The sequence below is a fragment of the Streptomyces stelliscabiei genome (genome assembly GCF_014873495.1).
Taxonomy (GTDB): domain Bacteria; phylum Actinomycetota; class Actinomycetes; order Streptomycetales; family Streptomycetaceae; genus Streptomyces; species Streptomyces bottropensis.
The window spans coordinates 10,086,402-10,102,370 of sequence record NZ_JADBGF010000001.1 but is presented as its reverse complement, the minus strand read 5'-3'; the positions used below and the strand labels follow the sequence as shown (position 1 = coordinate 10,102,370).

17 protein-coding genes and 7 pseudogenes are annotated in these 15,969 nt (G+C 69.0%); 11 read left to right on the top strand and 13 right to left on the bottom strand.

All coding sequences use genetic code 11. From position 1 onward, the window contains the following. Positions 1–58: 58 nt before the first annotated feature. Positions 59–574 (bottom strand): MarR family winged helix-turn-helix transcriptional regulator, encoded by a 516-nt coding sequence (locus H4687_RS44175; RefSeq protein WP_046914307.1) that lies wholly within the window; start codon positions 572–574, stop codon positions 59–61. Positions 575–1,207: 633 nt separating this feature from the next. Between H4687_RS44175 and H4687_RS47820 the strand changes: the two genes are divergently transcribed. From H4687_RS47820 to H4687_RS47135, 3 genes and pseudogenes are all read left to right on the top strand, one after another. After that, positions 1,208–1,342, top strand: a complete 135-nt coding sequence (locus H4687_RS47820; protein WP_257034254.1) for a hypothetical protein — start codon at positions 1,208–1,210, stop codon at positions 1,340–1,342. A gap of 686 nt (positions 1,343–2,028) precedes the next feature. Further along, positions 2,029–2,262, top strand: coding sequence for a DUF6207 family protein (locus tag H4687_RS44170; RefSeq protein ID WP_159026115.1), 234 nt, complete (start codon positions 2,029–2,031; stop codon positions 2,260–2,262). Positions 2,263–2,355: 93 nt separating this feature from the next. Beyond that, positions 2,356–2,623: pseudogene (locus tag H4687_RS47135) on the top strand (NF041680 family putative transposase); the annotation flags it as partial. A gap of 306 nt (positions 2,624–2,929) precedes the next feature. Here the strand turns inward: H4687_RS47135 and H4687_RS48620 are convergent. The 3 genes and pseudogenes from H4687_RS48620 to H4687_RS44160 form a co-directional block, all read right to left on the bottom strand. Next, a pseudogene (locus H4687_RS48620) lies at positions 2,930–3,121 on the bottom strand (hypothetical protein); the annotation flags it as partial. A 25-nt stretch (positions 3,122–3,146) separates the two neighbouring features. Next, positions 3,147–3,443 carry a type II toxin-antitoxin system PemK/MazF family toxin gene (locus H4687_RS44165; RefSeq protein WP_046914305.1) on the bottom strand — a complete coding sequence of 99 codons (297 nt, stop codon included), beginning with the start codon at positions 3,441–3,443 and terminating at the stop codon, positions 3,147–3,149. Next, complete coding sequence (locus H4687_RS44160) at positions 3,440–3,637, bottom strand: YlcI/YnfO family protein (protein WP_225967005.1); 198 nt, start codon at positions 3,635–3,637, stop codon at positions 3,440–3,442. Before H4687_RS44160 ends, H4687_RS44165 begins: the two co-directional genes overlap by 4 nt. A 476-nt stretch (positions 3,638–4,113) precedes the next feature. Here H4687_RS44160 and H4687_RS44155 point away from each other — a divergent pair. Beyond that, positions 4,114–5,081 (top strand): annotated as a pseudogene (locus H4687_RS44155) (TIGR01777 family oxidoreductase). Between the two features lie 231 nt (positions 5,082–5,312). On the opposite strand, the gene H4687_RS44150 reads toward H4687_RS44155, so the two are convergent. Together H4687_RS44150 and H4687_RS44145 are read right to left on the bottom strand one after the other, a co-directional pair. Next, positions 5,313–5,705, bottom strand: coding sequence for a hypothetical protein (locus H4687_RS44150; protein ID WP_046914304.1), 393 nt, complete (start codon positions 5,703–5,705; stop codon positions 5,313–5,315). A gap of 14 nt (positions 5,706–5,719) precedes the next feature. Further along, complete coding sequence (locus tag H4687_RS44145; protein WP_046914303.1) at positions 5,720–6,673, bottom strand: FHA domain-containing protein; 954 nt, start codon at positions 6,671–6,673, stop codon at positions 5,720–5,722. Positions 6,674–7,240: 567 nt separating this feature from the next. Between H4687_RS44145 and H4687_RS44140 the strand changes: the two are divergent. Both H4687_RS44140 and H4687_RS44135 read left to right on the top strand, forming a co-directional pair. Next, positions 7,241–7,647: pseudogene (locus H4687_RS44140) on the top strand (telomere-associated protein Tap); the annotation flags it as partial. Positions 7,648–8,079: 432 nt separating this feature from the next. Continuing rightward, positions 8,080–9,045: pseudogene (locus H4687_RS44135) on the top strand (IS110 family transposase); the annotation flags it as partial. Here H4687_RS44135 and H4687_RS44130 read toward each other — a convergent pair. The 3 genes from H4687_RS44130 to H4687_RS44120 form a co-directional block, all read right to left on the bottom strand. Continuing rightward, entirely contained in the window at positions 9,035–9,787 is a 753-nt protein-coding gene (locus H4687_RS44130) for an NAD-dependent epimerase/dehydratase family protein (RefSeq protein ID WP_233443805.1), read from the bottom strand. The pseudogene H4687_RS44135 and the gene H4687_RS44130 sit on opposite strands and share 11 nt — an antisense overlap. 345 nt (positions 9,788–10,132) lie before the next feature. Next, positions 10,133–10,297, bottom strand: coding sequence for a hypothetical protein (locus tag H4687_RS44125; protein WP_159026113.1), 165 nt, complete (start codon positions 10,295–10,297; stop codon positions 10,133–10,135). 32 nt (positions 10,298–10,329) lie between these two features. Further along, positions 10,330–10,527 carry a hypothetical protein gene (locus H4687_RS44120; protein ID WP_046914300.1) on the bottom strand — a complete coding sequence of 66 codons (198 nt, stop codon included), beginning with the start codon at positions 10,525–10,527 and terminating at the stop codon, positions 10,330–10,332. A gap of 101 nt (positions 10,528–10,628) precedes the next feature. On the opposite strand from H4687_RS44120, the gene H4687_RS44115 reads away from it, so the two are divergent. Both H4687_RS44115 and H4687_RS44110 read left to right on the top strand, forming a co-directional pair. Continuing rightward, complete coding sequence (locus tag H4687_RS44115) at positions 10,629–11,681, top strand: LacI family DNA-binding transcriptional regulator (RefSeq protein ID WP_046914299.1); 1,053 nt, start codon at positions 10,629–10,631, stop codon at positions 11,679–11,681. A gap of 343 nt (positions 11,682–12,024) precedes the next feature. Continuing rightward, positions 12,025–12,345: a hypothetical protein gene (locus tag H4687_RS44110; protein ID WP_097248606.1), complete on the top strand. Its 321-nt coding sequence runs from the start codon at positions 12,025–12,027 to the stop codon at positions 12,343–12,345. Between the two features lie 28 nt (positions 12,346–12,373). Here H4687_RS44110 and H4687_RS44105 read toward each other — a convergent pair whose 3' ends face one another. Beyond that, positions 12,374–13,198: a hypothetical protein gene (locus H4687_RS44105; protein WP_046914297.1), complete on the bottom strand. Its 825-nt coding sequence runs from the start codon at positions 13,196–13,198 to the stop codon at positions 12,374–12,376. Between the two features lie 16 nt (positions 13,199–13,214). Continuing rightward, positions 13,215–13,334 (bottom strand): annotated as a pseudogene (locus H4687_RS48790) (IS630 family transposase); the annotation flags it as partial. A 102-nt stretch (positions 13,335–13,436) separates the two neighbouring features. Between H4687_RS48790 and H4687_RS48615 the strand changes: the two are divergent. Then, a complete protein-coding gene (locus H4687_RS48615; RefSeq protein WP_323806059.1) occupies positions 13,437–13,640 on the top strand; it encodes a hypothetical protein in 204 nt (67 codons plus the stop codon). Positions 13,641–13,773: 133 nt separating this feature from the next. Here H4687_RS48615 and H4687_RS44100 read toward each other — a convergent pair whose 3' ends face one another. Further along, a complete protein-coding gene (locus tag H4687_RS44100; RefSeq protein ID WP_046914296.1) occupies positions 13,774–14,274 on the bottom strand; it encodes a peptidylprolyl isomerase in 501 nt (166 codons plus the stop codon). 320 nt (positions 14,275–14,594) lie between these two features. On the opposite strand from H4687_RS44100, the gene H4687_RS44095 reads away from it, so the two are divergent. Continuing rightward, positions 14,595–14,732, top strand: coding sequence for a hypothetical protein (locus H4687_RS44095; RefSeq protein ID WP_167358685.1), 138 nt, complete (start codon positions 14,595–14,597; stop codon positions 14,730–14,732). 136 nt (positions 14,733–14,868) lie between these two features. Here H4687_RS44095 and H4687_RS44090 read toward each other — a convergent pair. Beyond that, positions 14,869–15,267, bottom strand: a pseudogene (locus H4687_RS44090) (transposase); the annotation flags it as partial. Positions 15,268–15,433: 166 nt separating this feature from the next. Here H4687_RS44090 and H4687_RS44085 point away from each other — a divergent pair. After that, entirely contained in the window at positions 15,434–15,838 is a 405-nt protein-coding gene (locus H4687_RS44085) for an mRNA interferase PemK (protein ID WP_046914295.1), read from the top strand. The last annotated feature ends 131 nt before the right edge of the window (positions 15,839–15,969 follow it).

Below are 15,969 nucleotides of genomic sequence, written 5' to 3'. Positions count from 1 at the left end.
GCAGCGGGGCAGGCAACCGTGGTTGCCTGCCCCGCTGCCGTGCCCGGGACGTCCTGGCTCACGAGGCCGGCCGGCCGGGCTGCTTCGTCGCTCGCAGCGCCGGCACCGGCGCCTGACCCGCGGCCCTCCGCTCCGCATCCAGAGCACGTCCGGCCGCCCGCAGGGTACTGAGGACCGCGGTCACCTCGCGTACCGACTCCTCAGGAATCACCGACCCGATCCGCAGTTCCAGCTCCTCCTCGAAGACCTTCAGAGCCCCCTCCACCAGCTTCCGCCCCTCAACGGTTAGCTCGACGATCGAAGAACGTCGGTCGTTCGGATTGGCCCGCCGCCCGCACAGGCCCGCCGTCTCCAGACGGTCGACGACCTTGCTCGTGCCGCCCACCGTGATCGAGAACTCCTCCGCGATGTCCTGGATCCGCCGCCCAGGCCGCCGCAACAGCAGGTGCAGCACCTCGAACGACGTCAACGCCAGGTCATACTCCGCCCGCAACCGCCCCTCGATGCCGTCCCACAACTCGATCTCCAGCGAGACCAGCTCCCGGTACAGCAGCTTCAGATCAGTGCCAGCCATCACTCATCTTCCAAAGAATTATCTTCCACAGACAGTTAACTGTAGGCCACCGGCAACGGGACTCTCAGGGAACGCCAGGGTGTCGAGACCGATGCGGGCGGATTGAGGCCAAGATCTCAGTCGGTCGGTGGCGGCAAAGGGCTTGTCGTGCTGAGCGTGGGCTGGGCTGGCCATGCGCGGACCACGGCATGGCGGGCGGCGAGTTGCTGGTGCAAGTGGGCGTATTGAATCCTGACCTGGTGCAGGGCGCCTACGAGTCCTTCGACGCCGGCCTTGAGTTGGGCGATCTCTTCGGCGTCCGCCGCTCGCAGTTCTCTCAGGCGCCGGACCTGCTGGCGCGGCCACACCCACATCCGTTGAGATCGGCTTCAACCCGCCCGATCCAACAGGGAATTCGTCGCGTTCGACATCCTGGCCCACCCTGCGGCGGGCCTCCCTGACCTCGGCCGCGTCCGTACGTGGAGCGCCGCCAGGTCCTCCTGGACGTGCTCGCCGACGCCGGTCCGCCGATCGTGCCGGTGTGGTCTGCCACGGACCTCGAGGAGGCCTTGCTCTGGTTCGAGACGCTCGAAGGAACCGGTGCTGAGGGGATCGTGGCCAAGCCGCTCCGGTCGGCCTACAAGGCGCGGCCGGGTGTGGGCGAAGGTGCGGCACGCGGACGCCGCCGACGCCACGATGGTCGGCTTCACCGGCACGGCCCGGCATCCGAGGGTCCTCGCCGTACGGCTGCGGCTGCCCGACGGACGGGGGCGCTGTCCCAGCGCCTGACCACGGCACTCGCATCCGTCGTCGGCCCACGCGCCTCCCCCGGGGTTCTTCCACGTTCCCGTCTCCGGGAGGGCGACCTCGGCGGCGTAGGAGGTGATGCCGCCGATCCCGACCGGGGTGTCGACGACTGCCTGGGCGGCCGCGATCGCTTCGGCCGGCTCACCGGCCACCAGGTGGAGGTCGAGCTTCGAACGATCATCGCGATGACCTTCTCGTTGGCTGTCATCGCGCGCGAGGCCCCCCAGCGGCCCGCGCTCTTGGGCATGCCACCCAACTCCTCCGGCCCCCGGTCCAACTCGAGTCCGGCAGCGGCCGGTCCGTCCTTGGCGAGTAGGCGTACCTCCTCTCCCCCTCGGGTGCGGCCGGCATCGATGGACAGGCCGCGCCTGCGCAGATCGTTGGGCGTCTGTTTCTGATCCCGGGTTTTGAGTAGCTTTGGGACCTAAGCTGGCGGGATGTCCGAGGGCACCGGGCAAGCCGGAGAGCGGGTGTGTGCGGGCTGCGGTTTCATCGCTCATCCGACGGGCCGCACTCAGCCGCGTACGGCCGTCTCAAGCGGGAACCGTGTCCCCGTCAGCTCCTCCGACATCGACCACCTGCACTGGGCCGGACGAAGACACCGCGCCGGCGGAACCCACTGCAGCCCGGGCGTAGTGCCGTACACGGACCCCACCCACGAGGCGCACGTGAGTGAGCCGGGCCCGGTCGTCGTCGACGTCGTGGCCGTCGACGACGACGCCGCGCTCTACTTCCAGCAGATGCTCGCCGAACGGTGGGCAACGGTGACAGCGGAGCGGGCGACGCCGGATGCGGGGGAGCCCGGCGTCCGGTTGTGCTGCTACCTGGACCTGCGCCAGCCGGTCAGCCAGGGTGGGCGGGACGAAGCGCTGCCTCCGGTCAGCGCAGCCGCATCACCGTGACGACGGCGTGCCGGGTCGTGTCCGCCACGACCTCCACCCCCACATCGCCGACGACGGGCGTAAACGAGTCGCAGCACTGGTCTGCCGAACCCCGCCCGTCCCCTCGCCGCCGACCTCCGCCACCTGTGGGAGAAATCCACCGTCCGAGACCGTCTTACGCCCGGCCGGGATCCGCCGGGAGTTCCGGAACATCCGCGCTCACCTCGCCTGCCCGGCCCGTGTTCCCCAACCTCGAGGCGCTAGCCCCCAACGGCCACCCGGCGCCAAGAACCAACACCGGGCACCCCGCTACGGCGTGGGCGAAACCGCCAAACGCCCCGAGACCCTCAAGGCCGTGGGCAAACCCGGTGGATCTCGGTAGATGAAGAGCAAGCTCAATGCCTGTTTTCGATCCCTGGTTCTGGGGGACGTTGGGCCCTAGCCTGGTCGGGTGTCCGAGGACGCCAGGGAGGCTGCGGGGCGGGTGCGCGAGGGCTGTGGTGAATGGTTGCGGCCGGGTGCTCCAGCTCGTACGAGGTTCTGTTCGGCGGCTTGTCGGGCCAGTCGGTGGCGTCGGGACCTGCGGTTGTGCAGGCGGGCGGCTGCCGAGCTCGGCGGCGTGGGCCGGGCCGAATGCCCTGCCTGCGGGGTCTCGTGGGTGGCTGGGGTGGACCGCCGGTCGAACGCCGTCCACTGCTCGCGGCGGTGCGTGACGAGGGCCTGGAGGCTCGGAACGACCGTGAGGAGGGCAGACACCCTCGTCGATCTCCTCCGGCCTCCATCCGGTGATGTCGAGCAACAGTCCGTCCAGCGGCCCGCCCACCAGTTCGGCGTAGCTGCGTCCCGGCTTCGGGCCGGGACGGTCATGGTCGGTGCGCACTGATGGTGACGTCGTCGCATCATGCCTAGAGGTCGAGGACGGCGCGCAGCGCTTGGTCGACGCGGGCCATCGCTTCGGGGGGTACCTCGCCGAGGAGTTTCGCGCCGTCGAACCGGTTGGCCCGCAGTTGCTGCATGTTGACCGCGACAGCGGTACACGGGACCGGGTCGCCGATCACAACGGACATGGCCGTGTCGGGGAACTTCCCGGACGGGTGCAGCACGATCACGACCACCGCGCCGTAGGCCTCTTCCAGGCCGGTCAGGGAGACGATCAGGACATGGCGCTCGTCGGGGAGGGTCCAGACCTCGCCACGCTTCACAGCGAATCTCCCTCGCCTGCAAGGTCGTCGCCGAGGCCGAGCGCGGCAAGCTGGTGCGCGGCGTCGAGGGTCGCGGCGCGGCGGGCTGCGCGCACGATCCACGCGTTCACGCTCATACCGGCGCCGGATGCCGCCGCCTTGATCGAGGGAGCCAGTTCGTCAGGGATGCGCAGAGTCATAGTGGTGACAGACATGACTGCAGAGTAGCCACCACTTCCTGGTGGCGTCACCCAGTGGCATGAAAGGGGTCTCCCGGCAGCCAGCGGTCGGATTCGCCGAAGCACGCGCGTTCGCACGCGCGCTCGCCGCCTGCGCATCGGCCAGACCGGGTGGGGCGTCAGCCCCCCGACGGATTCCCTCTGATCGCCGCAGGTGCAGCCGCCCCCGGGCCACTGGCCCGCATGCACAACCCCGCCATTGGCGCCCTCCGCCTGGCAGAGCCCAGGAGTATCTCCGCCGCCCTCGCCATCACAGCGCAACGCCAGCCGCCCCCTGATCGCCCTCGACGTCACGTGGGCAAACCGGAGAACGCTCTCAACTGACCCAGCGCTCCATACGGCATGCCGCATGCCGCATGCCGAGGCTGACTGGGGCCGTGGACCGCACTCCGCAGTTTTGAACGCGTTCAACTCTTGGTTTAGGCTCACTCGAGGCGAAGGAAAGGGAGCCGGTGAAGATTGTGATTCCTGGGGGTACCGGACAGGTCGGAGCGGTCCTGAAGCGCGCACTCGACGCCGCCGGGCACGAGGTTGTGATTCTCACCAGACACCCCATGCGCGAGGGCGAGGTCACATGGGACGGTCGGACCCTGGGGCCATGGACGGCGGCGGTGGACGGCAGCGATGTCGTCATCAATCTGGCCGGACGCAGTGTGAGTTGCCGCTACACGGCAACCAATCTGAAGGAAATGATGGATTCCCGGGTCTGCTCCACGCGGGTCGTGGGCGCCGCGATCGCGGGCGCTGCCCGACCGCCCCGGGTCTGGCTGCAGTGAGCACCGCCACGGTGTACGCGCACCGCAGCGACGCCCCCAACGACGAGGCCACCGGTGTGATCGGCGGTACCGAACCGGGCGTGCCGGAGTGCTGGGCGTACAGCGTAGAGATCGCCAAGGCCTGGGAGCAGGCTCAGCAGCAGGCCGAAACGCCGACCACGCGCAAGATCGCTCTGCGCTCGGCCATGGTGATGAGCCCAGACCCCGGCGGGGTCTTCGCCGTCCTGTTGGGACTGACCCGCCTGGGTCTCGGCGGCCCGGTCGCCGGTGGGGCACAGTACGTGTCGTGGATCCACGAGCACGACTTCGTGCGCGCGGTCGAGTTCTTGATCGACCAGGAGGACATCGCAGGGCCGGTGAACCTGGCGGCTCCCCACCCCCTGCCGCAGCGCGCCTTCCTGCACACCCTGCGCTCGGCGTGGGGCGTACCGGTGGGTCTGCCCGCGACCAAGTGGATGGCCGAGGTCGGCGCGTGCGCTCTGCGTTCCGACACCGAACTGCTGCTGAAGAGCCGCCGTGTCGTCCCGGGCCGACTGATCCAGGCAGGCTTCGACTTTCAATACGCACAGTGGCCGCAGGCCGCGGATGAATTGGTGCGCCGGGTGCGCAAACAGGCCGGAACCAGTTGTGCGGCACGCCGGTGAACGTGAACGGATCCGGGACGGCGGCCGATCCGGCCGCCCCATCGAGCCCTGGCCAGCCTGTGCTGCACCAGCCACCATGCGCGCAACACCACTTCTTGCCCAGCCCCGGGCCGGCCCGCACCATCCGTATCAAGCTACCGAGAAACATGACGTGGCACCCAGCCCCAGGAACCCGGATCCTGTACCCGCAACGCCACCGTTCCCGCGCCGCCCCACCTCAGCCTCCTCCCATCAGCCTGCGATCGCCCGCAAGATCGGCTGGCCGAGTGCGCCAAGCCAGCCCGCGAGCGCTCCGAGCGGCCCGATCAGCCCGGTGCCGGCCGTGACCAGCGCACCTGCCGAGGTCAGCAGCCGGGTGATCCGGCCGAGCCGGGCCGCCACTGCCTCCCGGTCCGGCTCCGGCTCGGCGACCTCCTCGTCCAGCGAGTCCAGCTCAACCCGCACCTCGGGCTCGATTGCTGACGGCAGCGCCGTCCGCTCGATCGACGCCCTCAGTTCCCGGACCAGGTCGCGCACCTCCTGCCCGCCCGCCGTGAAGACGGCCGACTGGCCATCGTGAACGGTCTGGTTCCCAGCGACGTTGTTGACCACGCCGCCCTGCTGGTTGCCAATGTTGAAGGCCATGGCTCCCCATCTCCTCACCGCTGCCGCCAGGACGCCTGCTGCTCGGCATCCTCAAAGCGGCGGCGCCGGGACGTCGCCACTATGTGCAGAACGATCCCGATGACCATCAGAACCGTCCCGATAGCCGCCATCGCGAACCCGACCGCCCCTACCGGCACCCCGGCCACCTTCGGCCCGAGCAGCTCCGGGGAAGAGTCGAAGTTCGAACTCCCCGACGAAATATCGTCGTTGGTCCCGGCAATGAATCGAATGATCACCCAGCCGTAGATCCCGCCACCTACCAGAAAGAGCAGGAACCCGAGCATAATCAGGTGTCGCGCCCTGGTACGGGTCGCTGCGATCTCCTTGAAAAAGCTCTCGCGCTGCGCCTGTTGAACGTAGTTGTACTGGTTCCCGGCGATGTTGCTCAGCCGGTCGGCCTGCTGCTCTCCGATGTCGAACCGCCGCTCGCCGCCGGGCGGCGTACGGCCGGCCTCGCGCGGTGACGGGCGACCCGGCGGGCCGTAGGGTGGCGGCCCTGGAGCGGGAGCGCCGTGCGGCGTGGGCCCGGACGCAGAGGCAGGGCCCCAGCCCGGCATGGTGTCCGAGGTACCGCCCGGGGTGCCGCCGGCTCCGGGCCTCGGGGCCTGAACGGTCCGCTCAGCGGAGCGCAGCTCTTCGTAGTGCACCTCTAAGGGCCCAAAATCCAGCACATCGCCGGAGTGCAGCACCTGCTGCCCGAGCACCGGGTGACCGTTCAGCATGGTGCCGTTGGTGGAGGCGAGATCCTCGACGGTGGTCCGGCCCGAGGCCCGCCACACCACCGCGTGCCGTCGGCTGACGCCCGGATCGCCCACCTGGATCTGGCAGTCGGAGTCCCGCCCGACCAGCATCGGCTGGTCGTCGAGGACGAAGACCCGGCCGCGCAGCCGGTCCGGGCGGTCGACCACGAGGTGCGGTAGGTCGCGCTCTCGCAGAGGCGGGTCCATGGCACGACCTCCTGCCTTGGCGAAGCATCCGGCGTCGGGCGAAACGATTCGGTCGCCTACTCAGCTGATCCTCACCTTCCAGTAAAGGCCGATCGCCCCCGTCCTGCCACAGCGGACGGCCGGAACTCGGCAGTGCGTACGGCCGCCGTCCCCCCGGTCCGCAGCCCTCCGATCCCGACGGGCTGCTCTCCGCAACTCCGGCCTCTGCCCGTCGGGCCGCCCGCCTCTCAGCGACCCATAACGCCTTGATCCAGGATGCCGCGGCGCCGCCGTGATCGCGCCGAAGGCTGGGCCGCGCGTCAGGTCACCGTCTGTGCTGCCCGTCCGCTCGCCGGGCAGCCACGTCGGCTAGAGCCATCCCGGCCGGGCCCCCGCCCAACCGCTGGAAGCAATCGCTGGAAGCCGAGGCTCTCCCAGAGTGCGGCAGTCTTCTTCGCCTGGCGCAACGTAGCAAGTTTCCTCAGGTGGTTCGCGGCCATGACCTGAGCGAGGCGTCGGGCGACAGCTACGACTTCTGGCCAGACGGACGCCTGGAGGTACTCCTCGTGGGCGTCGTTGGGGTGTACTGCCCACTGGCAGCTGACGGAGCGCGGGTTCGGGCCATGGCGCGGTTCTACCGCCCCGCGCAGGGCGCGGAGCGGGCGTGTGTGCAGTTGTGCATCCCGTCGTGGGACGCGCTCAACACCCGGCACCTTGCAGACGCGGGGCAACTGCCGCTGGCTGACTTGGCCCGGCTGCTGGGCACGTATGCGACCCGCATGATGACGCCGCGCGGATCGACCGCCGTGACCGGTCTGAGCTGACGACTGCCCTGCGCCCACCGACTCGTGCTTCCGAACCGGACTCAACGGGCAAGCAGCACTCCGAGCACGATCCCGGTTCCCTGGGCAAGGATCCGGTGGACTGCGCGCCGTGCGAGGCACCCGGCCGACACCCCGGTCAAGGCGGACCTGCCGCGTTTACACCAGCGCGGCAGGTCAGGGCACCCACTGGCCCCGGGCACGGTCTGGACGTACTTGTCGAGTAAAAGATCTTGGGTTTGCCGGTACCGATCGTGGGGTGCTCGCGCGATGAACAGCGTGGAGAGCGATTCGGTACAAGGAACGGGGTGGTGGGAAGGTGCAGGTGATGCTGGGGCCGGAGGGGTGCTCGCGCTCCTGGCCGCGGTGGTCGCTGCCGGGGCGCGGGAGTGGAGGCGGGTGCAGTTGGCCCGTGAGAACCGCCGCGTGCGGGAGCAGCAGCTGTTGGCCGAGATGGTGGCCGACGTCTCCGGCGGCAGTCGGGAGGTGCAAGTGCACCACGGTGGTGTGGCTGGTACGTGGTCGCTCGCGGGCACCGGTCCGGCAGCCGGGCGGGCACTACCCGCCGGACGCAGGGGTGCGGCGCCGACGAGGCGGCGCCGGTGAGAGAAGTCCGACCCCGGCGACGCTCTGGTACTGGCGAACATCCTGCGCACCGACATGCACCCCCACCGGCCGCTGCCCGCCGACAGTGAACTCGCCCAGGCCATCGCGGTGCTGGCCCGAGCCCAGCAGGACGCCGTCTGGAGCCGCCAGCAGGTTGCCAACCAGGTCCGCTCGCTGCTGCGCGAGTACTACCCCGCAGCCCTGCACGCTTTCCAGGGCAAGGAAGGCGGCCTGACCAGGGCAGATGCCCGGGTGATCCTCACTCTGGCACCGACTCCCGCGAAGGCGGCCCGGCTCACCCTCGCCCAGATCCGGGCCGCCCTTAAACGCAGCGGGCGCACCCGGTCCTTCGACACCGAGGCCGAGCGCCTGCGGACTGTCTTCCGCGGTGAGTACGCCCACCACCTCCCGGCCGTCGAGAACGCCTTCGGCCAGCAGTTGCTGGCGCTGCTCAAGCAGGTGGATGCCGCCTGCCAGGCCGCGGACGATCTCGCCACGGCCACCGAAGCCGCCTTCCATCAGCACGCCGACAGCGAGATCCTGCTCAGCTTCCCCGGCCTCGGTCCCCAGCTCGCAGCCCGCGACCTCGCCGAGATCGGCGACGACCGGACCCGCTTCGCCGACGCCAGAGCGCTCAAGTCCTACGCCGGCTCCGCTCCCATCACCCGTGCATCCGGCAAGGAACGCTTCGTCGGCCGCCGCTTCGTCAAGAACAACCGGCACATGCGTGGGGGTTTCCTCCGAGCCTTCTCAGCTCTCCAGGCCTCACCCGGAGCGAACGCCCACTACCGACGTCGCCGCGAACACGGTGACTGGCACAATGCCGCCCAGCGCCACCTGCTCAACCGCTTCCTCGGACAGCTCCATCACTGCCTGAAGGCCCGCCAGCTCTTCGATGAGGAGTGCGCCTTCGCACCACTCCTGTTCTCCCCTGCCCCGACCGTGGGTGTGCGGGTCAGGGCCTGAGGTGCTTAAGGGTGAACTCGGGCAGGGCATAGGGGCCGGCCTGGGGTGCGCCGGGGTCGGCCGGAAGGTCTGTTCCTGGGATGTCCTCGGCGTGGAGTTGGGCGTCGTCGACGGGGACGTAGGCCAGTACCGCAGAGTCGGGAAGTTCCCAGAAGCGGCGGGTATTGGCGGAGACGGCGTACACCGTGGCGAAGCGGGTGGACGGCGGAGCGGTCAGTGCGGCCCGGATGTAGCCGACGGCGTCGCGTGGGCTCAGCCAGGTCGCCAGATGCCGGGGCTCGGTAGGCGCCTGCTCGAAGCTGCCGATGCGCAGGCAGATCACAGACAGGCCGAACTTATCGGCATACAGCTGCCCGAGGGCCTCGACGGCCGCCTTGCTCACCCCGTACAGGCCGTCGGGGCGTACCGGCTCCTGCGGACCGGTGAGGTGTCCCGTGGGGTAGAAGCCGGTCACGCGGTTACTGCTGGCCAGCACCACCCGCTCGATTCCCGTGCGCCGCGCCGCCTCCAGGACGTGGTGGGTGCCGAGCACGTTGGCTTCGAGCAGATCCGGAAGAGGCGCTTCGTCCGGCACACCGCCCAGGTGAAGCACGCGATCGGCCCCCGCAAGCGCCGCCTCCACGGCGGCCGCGTCCCGGAGGTCGACAGTGCGGACGTCCTCGTTCTCGGCTTTGGGCCGCAACGGCACGCGGTCGAGCAGGATCAAGCGCCCCGCCTCGCGCTGCAACGCCTCGCGCACCACGGAACCGATGTTCCCCGCCGCGCCTGTTACCGCCACCGTCCCCAGACCCACTGCGCCTCCCCCAGGTTTCGACAACCCTCGCATCATCGCGGTCCGTGATCCACCCCATCAAGACGGTGGGGAACTGGCGTGAGCAGGTCTGGGTACCTCCTGAGGGGGATTTCCAACGAGCGCCAACACTGCGTCACCAACGTCATGGGCCGCAATACCTTGACTTCTTAGCCCCCTGAGATGTCTTGTCCGGGGCCCGGAAGGTACCGCGAGGGCTGTGACGACCTCTCGCGCCCTCCCGACCGCGCCCCCGACCCCTGCTTGAAGGATCCGAGGCGCGTCGGTCTGTGCGGGTCAGTGCCCTTGGCAGCAGGAACCACCCGATGTCCGGCCGACGCCCTGCGCGCCGATGCGCTGCGCGGCCTCGGCTCGGGTCCGTCCCGTCGGGAAGTCCGCGTCGTGGACCACTTGTCCGGAGATCAGGGTGTACTGGACCTTGGTGGCGCGGATCTCCTTCACCGGCACCTCGGTGATGTGCCGGTCGAGGACGATCAGATGCCGACGGCCACCGCCTGCGCTCGCGCGCTGCCGGTGGCTTTGGTGAACGCCCGCCCGTTCAGCGCCACGGTGGCCACCCGCACCGGGGCCCGGCCGGTCGCGGCCCTGGCCGCCGTACCGGCACCGGCCGCCGCGAGAGCGCCCGCCCCGGCCGCGGACTCTGCGGAGGGGCCGTGGAGAACATCTGACATCTGATCACTCCTCACCCGGCGGCCGCACCGGCCGCCGACGCCCGGTACGGTGTGTGCCTACTGTCGTAACCACAAGCCGCCGCAGGGCTGTTGGGGTACAGATGACGAGCTCGCCTGTCTGGCGGCGTCCCACACTCGGCGCAGTCGCCGCACGGGCCGGGGTGTCCACGGCCACGGTCTCCAACGCACTCAACGGCACCGGCCGGCTGTCCGATGCGACCAGGCAGCGTGTGCTCGCTGCGGCACGTGAACTCGGCTACGCCCAGGCCAGCACGGCCCGTGCACTGGCCCGTGGCGGCACCGGAGTGCTCGGCCTGACCATGACGACGTACGGCGACCTTCCCGTCCCGTACACCGAGATCCCGTACTACGCACAGCTGACGCTGAGCGCCATGGCCGCGGCGCACGAACGCGGCTACCTGCTCACGGTGATGCCGAGTTCCCTGTCACCGCTGATGTGGCTCAACACGCCGATGGACGGCGTCATCCACGTCGATCCGCGCGCCGACGACCCGGTTCGTTCCCTCCTGCGCGAGCGGGGCATCCCCATGGTCTGCGACGGCCGGCCGCCCCAGCCGCACTGGTACGACGCGTGGGTCGAAACCGACTACGAAGCGGGCCTGCGCCTCCTGCTCGACCACCTCGTGAAGTCCGGCGCCCGACGGATCGGGCTGTGCCTGCCCGTTCACGACGACGCGTACCCGCACCTGATCGCACACGCCTACCGGTCCTGGTGCGACGGACGCCACCTGCCCGCCCTCGTCGAGGAGTACGACCCGCTGCCCGACTACTTCACGGCCGAACAGGACGCGGTCGGCCGCCTCCTCAAGGACGATCCACAACCGGACGCCGTCATCGGCGTCTACTCCGACTCCGGCCACAACATCCTCGCCGCCGCACGCCACCACGGGCTTCGACTACCTCGGGACCTGCTGGTGGCGTGCATCAGCGAGGATCCGGAGTACGCGACGACGACCCCGCCCGTCACCACGCTCAGCCTCCGCCCCGACCGGGTGGGCACCGAAGCGGTCGACCTGCTGATCGCTCTCATCAACGCCCGCGGCGGCGTGGACCGGCGACGACTCGTGCAGCCGACGCTGATCCCTCGCCGGTCCACACGGCGCCCGGTGCGGCAGAGGAACGGCACACCGTGACCGCAGGGCCCCGGAACGCACTTTCTCCCGCACGAGGAGAACGACACTACTTGCCTTGACAGACAGCCAGACGCTCCCTGATCAGTCGCTTCCCGACCAAAGAGTCGACCCCAGTCAATCGACCGCCACGACCATGCCTGTCAAAAAACGCCGGAGGTCTGCGCCGGATGCGGGTCGCGATCTTGCGCACCTCGCTCCACCCACCGGGGGCGGGACGGTGCTGCGGGTAGTCGGCGATACACGTTCATACGGCTATCCGGGCCGTGGTCCGGTGATGTACCGACGGCGACCTGGAGGTTCATCCGGCTGGAGGGGGTGACCCGACTCCCCTGCTCGGGTAGGCGTGTTCGCCGTCCACCGTGATCTTGCAAGGCGTTTCCTGAGAGCGCTTGCCTCCTTCAGCGTAGGGTCGGTGCCGCAGGTGGGATTGCCGAGGCCCTGGTTTGGCACCGAGGAGCCGTCGATGCTGGACCGCGGCGGAGAGATCGCTCCGGATACGGCGCGGGAAGTCGAACTCGCCACGGCGATCGTCACGCACGCGTGCTGGAGCGAGTTCGTCCCGGCCGACATCCTCGCGGCCCGTGACGCGCCGAGCACCACCACGACCAGCAGATGGCCGGCTCCTCCGCTACCGGACTTGAAGGGTGATGTCAGGTTCGGCTGACCTGCGACAGTCCGGTCGTCCTGCCTTGTCAGCGGCGAGTCGGTTGCAGGCGCTCGATTCGGTCAAGGTCGCCGGCGAGAAGGCTTCGGTGGCTGATGGTGAAGTCTCCGTTGAGCAGGGTCTGTCCTTCGCCGTAGTACCGGCCCACTACGGTGGTGGGAAGGAAGGCGCGCAGGCTGTGGCGCATGTTGCCGGGATAGTCGACGGGTTCGCCCCAGCCGGCCGGGGCTTGGTCGGTGGAGAGCAGGACCCAGTGGTCCGCGGTCACGGCGGCGTCGAGGTCCGGTGCCGCTCCGGTGTGGCTGTCCAGGGCCGGCACGGTCAACCGGTCGGGGTCGAGCGGCGGGTACCACAGCAGCAGGGGCTTGGCGCGTTGCGCGTCGGCGTTGTCGAAGCAGCACACGGCGATGGTGTGGTCAGGAAAGTGGTCGGCGTAGAAGCGCAGGAGGTCCGGGTCGAGGTCAGGGCGGCGGTGCTGCGGCACTTGTCGCAGCGCGGTGGGGACTGCGGTGGGGTCGGCAGCCAGGAGCACTGTGTAGACGTCGTGGTCGAAGATGTGGACGGGCTGCGGTTCGGCGCTCATCCACGCGATGTCGTGGGCTTCGGCGGCGACGGGTTCGACAGCGGCGACCATGCGGTGCAGGACATCGCCGGTGCGCCCGGCGGAGAGGAAGTGCCTGGGGGTGAGCTGCGCGGTGGGCAGGTGCAGCAGCATGGCGTTCGGGCCGTCCGCCAGATTGAGGGCGGTGTTCTGGTAGCCCAGGACGTGGATCAGGCCGTGCACCGGGTGGTGCTGCCTGCCGCAATACACGATCGTGCCGGAGAACGCGGCCTCACCCGTCGAGATGCACATGGTGGCAAACTACCGTTCAACTGTCCGGGATGGGTTCGGCGGCGGCGAGGCAGGCGTCGACCAGGTCGGGGCGGTACTGGATTCGCTTGAACCCGCGCTTCACCACCCGGGTGATCCGCCCGGAGTCGGCGGCGGCGGGATCGGCGTATCAACAGTTCCAGTCGGTCTCGCCGAGTCACCGGGCAACGGCTGAACGTCCCGCGCAGCATCGAGACAGACAGCACCGACATCGGGAAACATCCTGACCGGTCACACCCAGGCCATCCTGACGAAGGCCTCCAGTCCAGACGGCACAACCCTTGCGAGCAGCGCACTCGACGGCACCGTGCGGCTGTGGCACGTACAGGCGCCAGCGTCCGGCACGCCACGGAAGCCCGTATCCGGCCTGGGACAGCCGCTGGTGCTGGAGGCACCCGGCCAGCTGGTACCGCGCCGGACCTGACCGCTCCCCGGCGGCATCGCACACGTGGCTGACCCGGCCAGCCTTGCCGCGCCCGGTAGCCACCCGGGCACCGTGGTGCACCCACATGGACACCCGTTTGGGGCGCTGGACACGCGCCCCAAACGGACGATGATCAGACGGTGGGGACGACGCCGCTCTCCTCAATGACGATCTTCTTTTTGGTGGCGCCGGAGGAGCTGCCGAGCGCCTCGATCGCCTTGACGATGTCCGCGCCCTCGACGACCTCGCCGAAGACGACGTGCTTGCCGTCGAGCCACGGGGTCACCACAGTGGTGATGAAGAACTGCGAGCCGTTGGAGTTCGGACCCGCGTTGGCCATGCTCAGCAGGAACGGCCTGTCGTGCTTGAGCTGGAAGTTCTCGTCGGCGAACTTCTCACCGTAGATACTCTTGCCGCCCGTGCCGTTGCCGTTGGTGAAGTCGCCGCCCTGCAGCATGAACTCAGTGATGACCCGGTGGAAGGGTGCACCCTTGTAGCCGAACCCGTTCTGGCCGGTAGCCAGCTCACGGAAGTTGCGGGCGGTCTTCGGCACGACGTCGTCGAACAGCCGGAAGACGATGCGGCCGAGGTCCGCACCGTTCGCGGAAACTTGGAAGTAGACGTTCTCACTCATGGCAGCGATTCTCCACCATGAGCTCAGACCTCCGGCATTCGGCATCGGCTCCGTCACCTCCGGTATCCACTTTCGCCGCCCGCCCCGCCTAGAAGGGCAACAGGAAGAGCCTGACCGATCATGCTGGTACGGCCCCGCGTGTTCAGATGGACGCCGACACGAGTTGGAGGGATGCCAAGGTCTACGGCCGTCTGCTGCCCTCGGCTCCGATCGACCTGGCGGAGCTTCTCCTCAGCGCCAGGGCTGAGTCGCCCCGAAAGGGGTAGCCGAGGCATGGAAGGCACTCGTCGGTACCGAGGGGATGGAGCCGCATGCCACGCATGATGGAACGTATCAAGCAGTTCGCAAGAAGCCCCCAAGGGCGTCGTACGGCCGAGCAGGCGCGGCGGGCCGCTGCCGACCCCCGTCGTCGGCGCCAGGCCAAGAGCCTGCTGGGCAAACTCCGCGGCCGTCGCTGATCCTGACCGCCCTACACAAAACGTGTTGCAGGTCGCGAACAGGCAGCCTGAGCTGCCTTGATGGGATGTCCGATCACGCGGTGAGGCGAGCAGCAGGACCGGGTCCTCCAGCGGCAGGCGTCAGAACCAGAAGCTAGAGTTCCCGGTCCACTGCGGCGTGCCCGCGGCGGCCGGCGTAAACCAGGTAGCCGGCGACCTGAGGGTTCTCGATACTGCCCGCGGTGCCGGTGTACCGCCGCTGTACTCAAACGGTGTCGGTGCGTCTCTTCGCGTCGTCGGTCCCGTCGACCACCGGCACCGCCTCGTCGTCGTGCAGATGCTCCACCACGTAGTCACCCACCTCGTCGCGGACCTGGCCGGCATCCGACATCGCCCTCCCGAGCAGGTGCCGCATGCCGTCCGGGGGGCTGTCCCCGGCCCACTCGGCGATGGTCCAGCAGTTCTTGCGCGGCAGGTCCGACAACAGGCCGGGGACCAACTTCCGGGCCCGGCGTCGGGATTCGACCCATGTGAAGCGTCCCGCTGTCCGGCTCATCAAGCCCTCGAACGCCTCCTGCCAGCAGGCAGGGTCTACGCTGTGACCTATGGCCACCACATGATCGTTTGTTATCACACACGGATGATCAACGGTGGCCGCACCCCGTCTCACACCACGTCAGGTCGCGCAGCGTCTGTCTGCCGTCCTGTGTATCGGAGGGCTTGTGCAACGTGGCGAAGTCTGGTGGGTCCAGTTCGACGAACGGAGGTTGGTCGTCCTGCTGTCAGGAGACGACGCGTCCGGGTTCCAGGTGATGCAGGTCGTCGCTCCGGCGGGCCTCGACATCAGCGGTCTGGGCATCGAAGTCACGGTCGGCGCCGGTGAGGGGCTGCCGCTCGAAGGCGTGCTGCGGCTCGCCTTCCCGCGTCCGGGCTTCACCCCGTGCACGTGGCAGACCACCGTGTCCCGGGACGACCTGATGGAGCGGGCGGCCGTCCTGTCCTCCAGGAAGCTCAGCGAGATCGACGATGCCCTCCGACTCGCTGAACAAGCACAGGAGCGGACCCCGGCAACGACCGCGAAGCTCAGCGAGATGAGGGACGCCCTCCGTCGCGGTGAACTCGGGTAGACGGAGAAGGAGTCGATGCCCGCGACGGCATGGGCTATTCCGACATGGCCGACAGCAAGCACGTGTGGACCACCACGGCGCTCGACGAACGAACGCTCGAGGTCCGAATCAACCGGCCCTGGTGTCGCAGT

Bases quoted from the DNA above. Each gene is read 5' to 3' on its own strand.
- H4687_RS44175 (WP_046914307.1), bottom strand. From the start codon at position 574: ATGGCTGGCACTGATCTGAAGCTGCTGTACCGGGAGCTGGTCTCGCTG.
- H4687_RS44160 (WP_225967005.1), bottom strand. From the start codon at position 3,637: ATGTCTGTCACCACTATGACTCTGCGCATCCCTGACGAACTGGCTCCC.
- H4687_RS44150 (WP_046914304.1), bottom strand. From the start codon at position 5,705: ATGGCCTTCAACATTGGCAACCAGCAGGGCGGCGTGGTCAACAACGTC.
- H4687_RS44145 (WP_046914303.1), bottom strand. From the start codon at position 6,673: ATGGACCCGCCTCTGCGAGAGCGCGACCTACCGCACCTCGTGGTCGAC.
- H4687_RS44120 (WP_046914300.1), bottom strand. From the start codon at position 10,527: ATGTCAGATGTTCTCCACGGCCCCTCCGCAGAGTCCGCGGCCGGGGCG.
- H4687_RS44115 (WP_046914299.1), top strand. From the start codon at position 10,629: ATGACGAGCTCGCCTGTCTGGCGGCGTCCCACACTCGGCGCAGTCGCC.
- H4687_RS44105 (WP_046914297.1), bottom strand. From the start codon at position 13,198: ATGTGCATCTCGACGGGTGAGGCCGCGTTCTCCGGCACGATCGTGTAT.
- H4687_RS44100 (WP_046914296.1), bottom strand. From the start codon at position 14,274: ATGAGTGAGAACGTCTACTTCCAAGTTTCCGCGAACGGTGCGGACCTC.
- H4687_RS44095 (WP_167358685.1), top strand. From the start codon at position 14,595: ATGATGGAACGTATCAAGCAGTTCGCAAGAAGCCCCCAAGGGCGTCGT.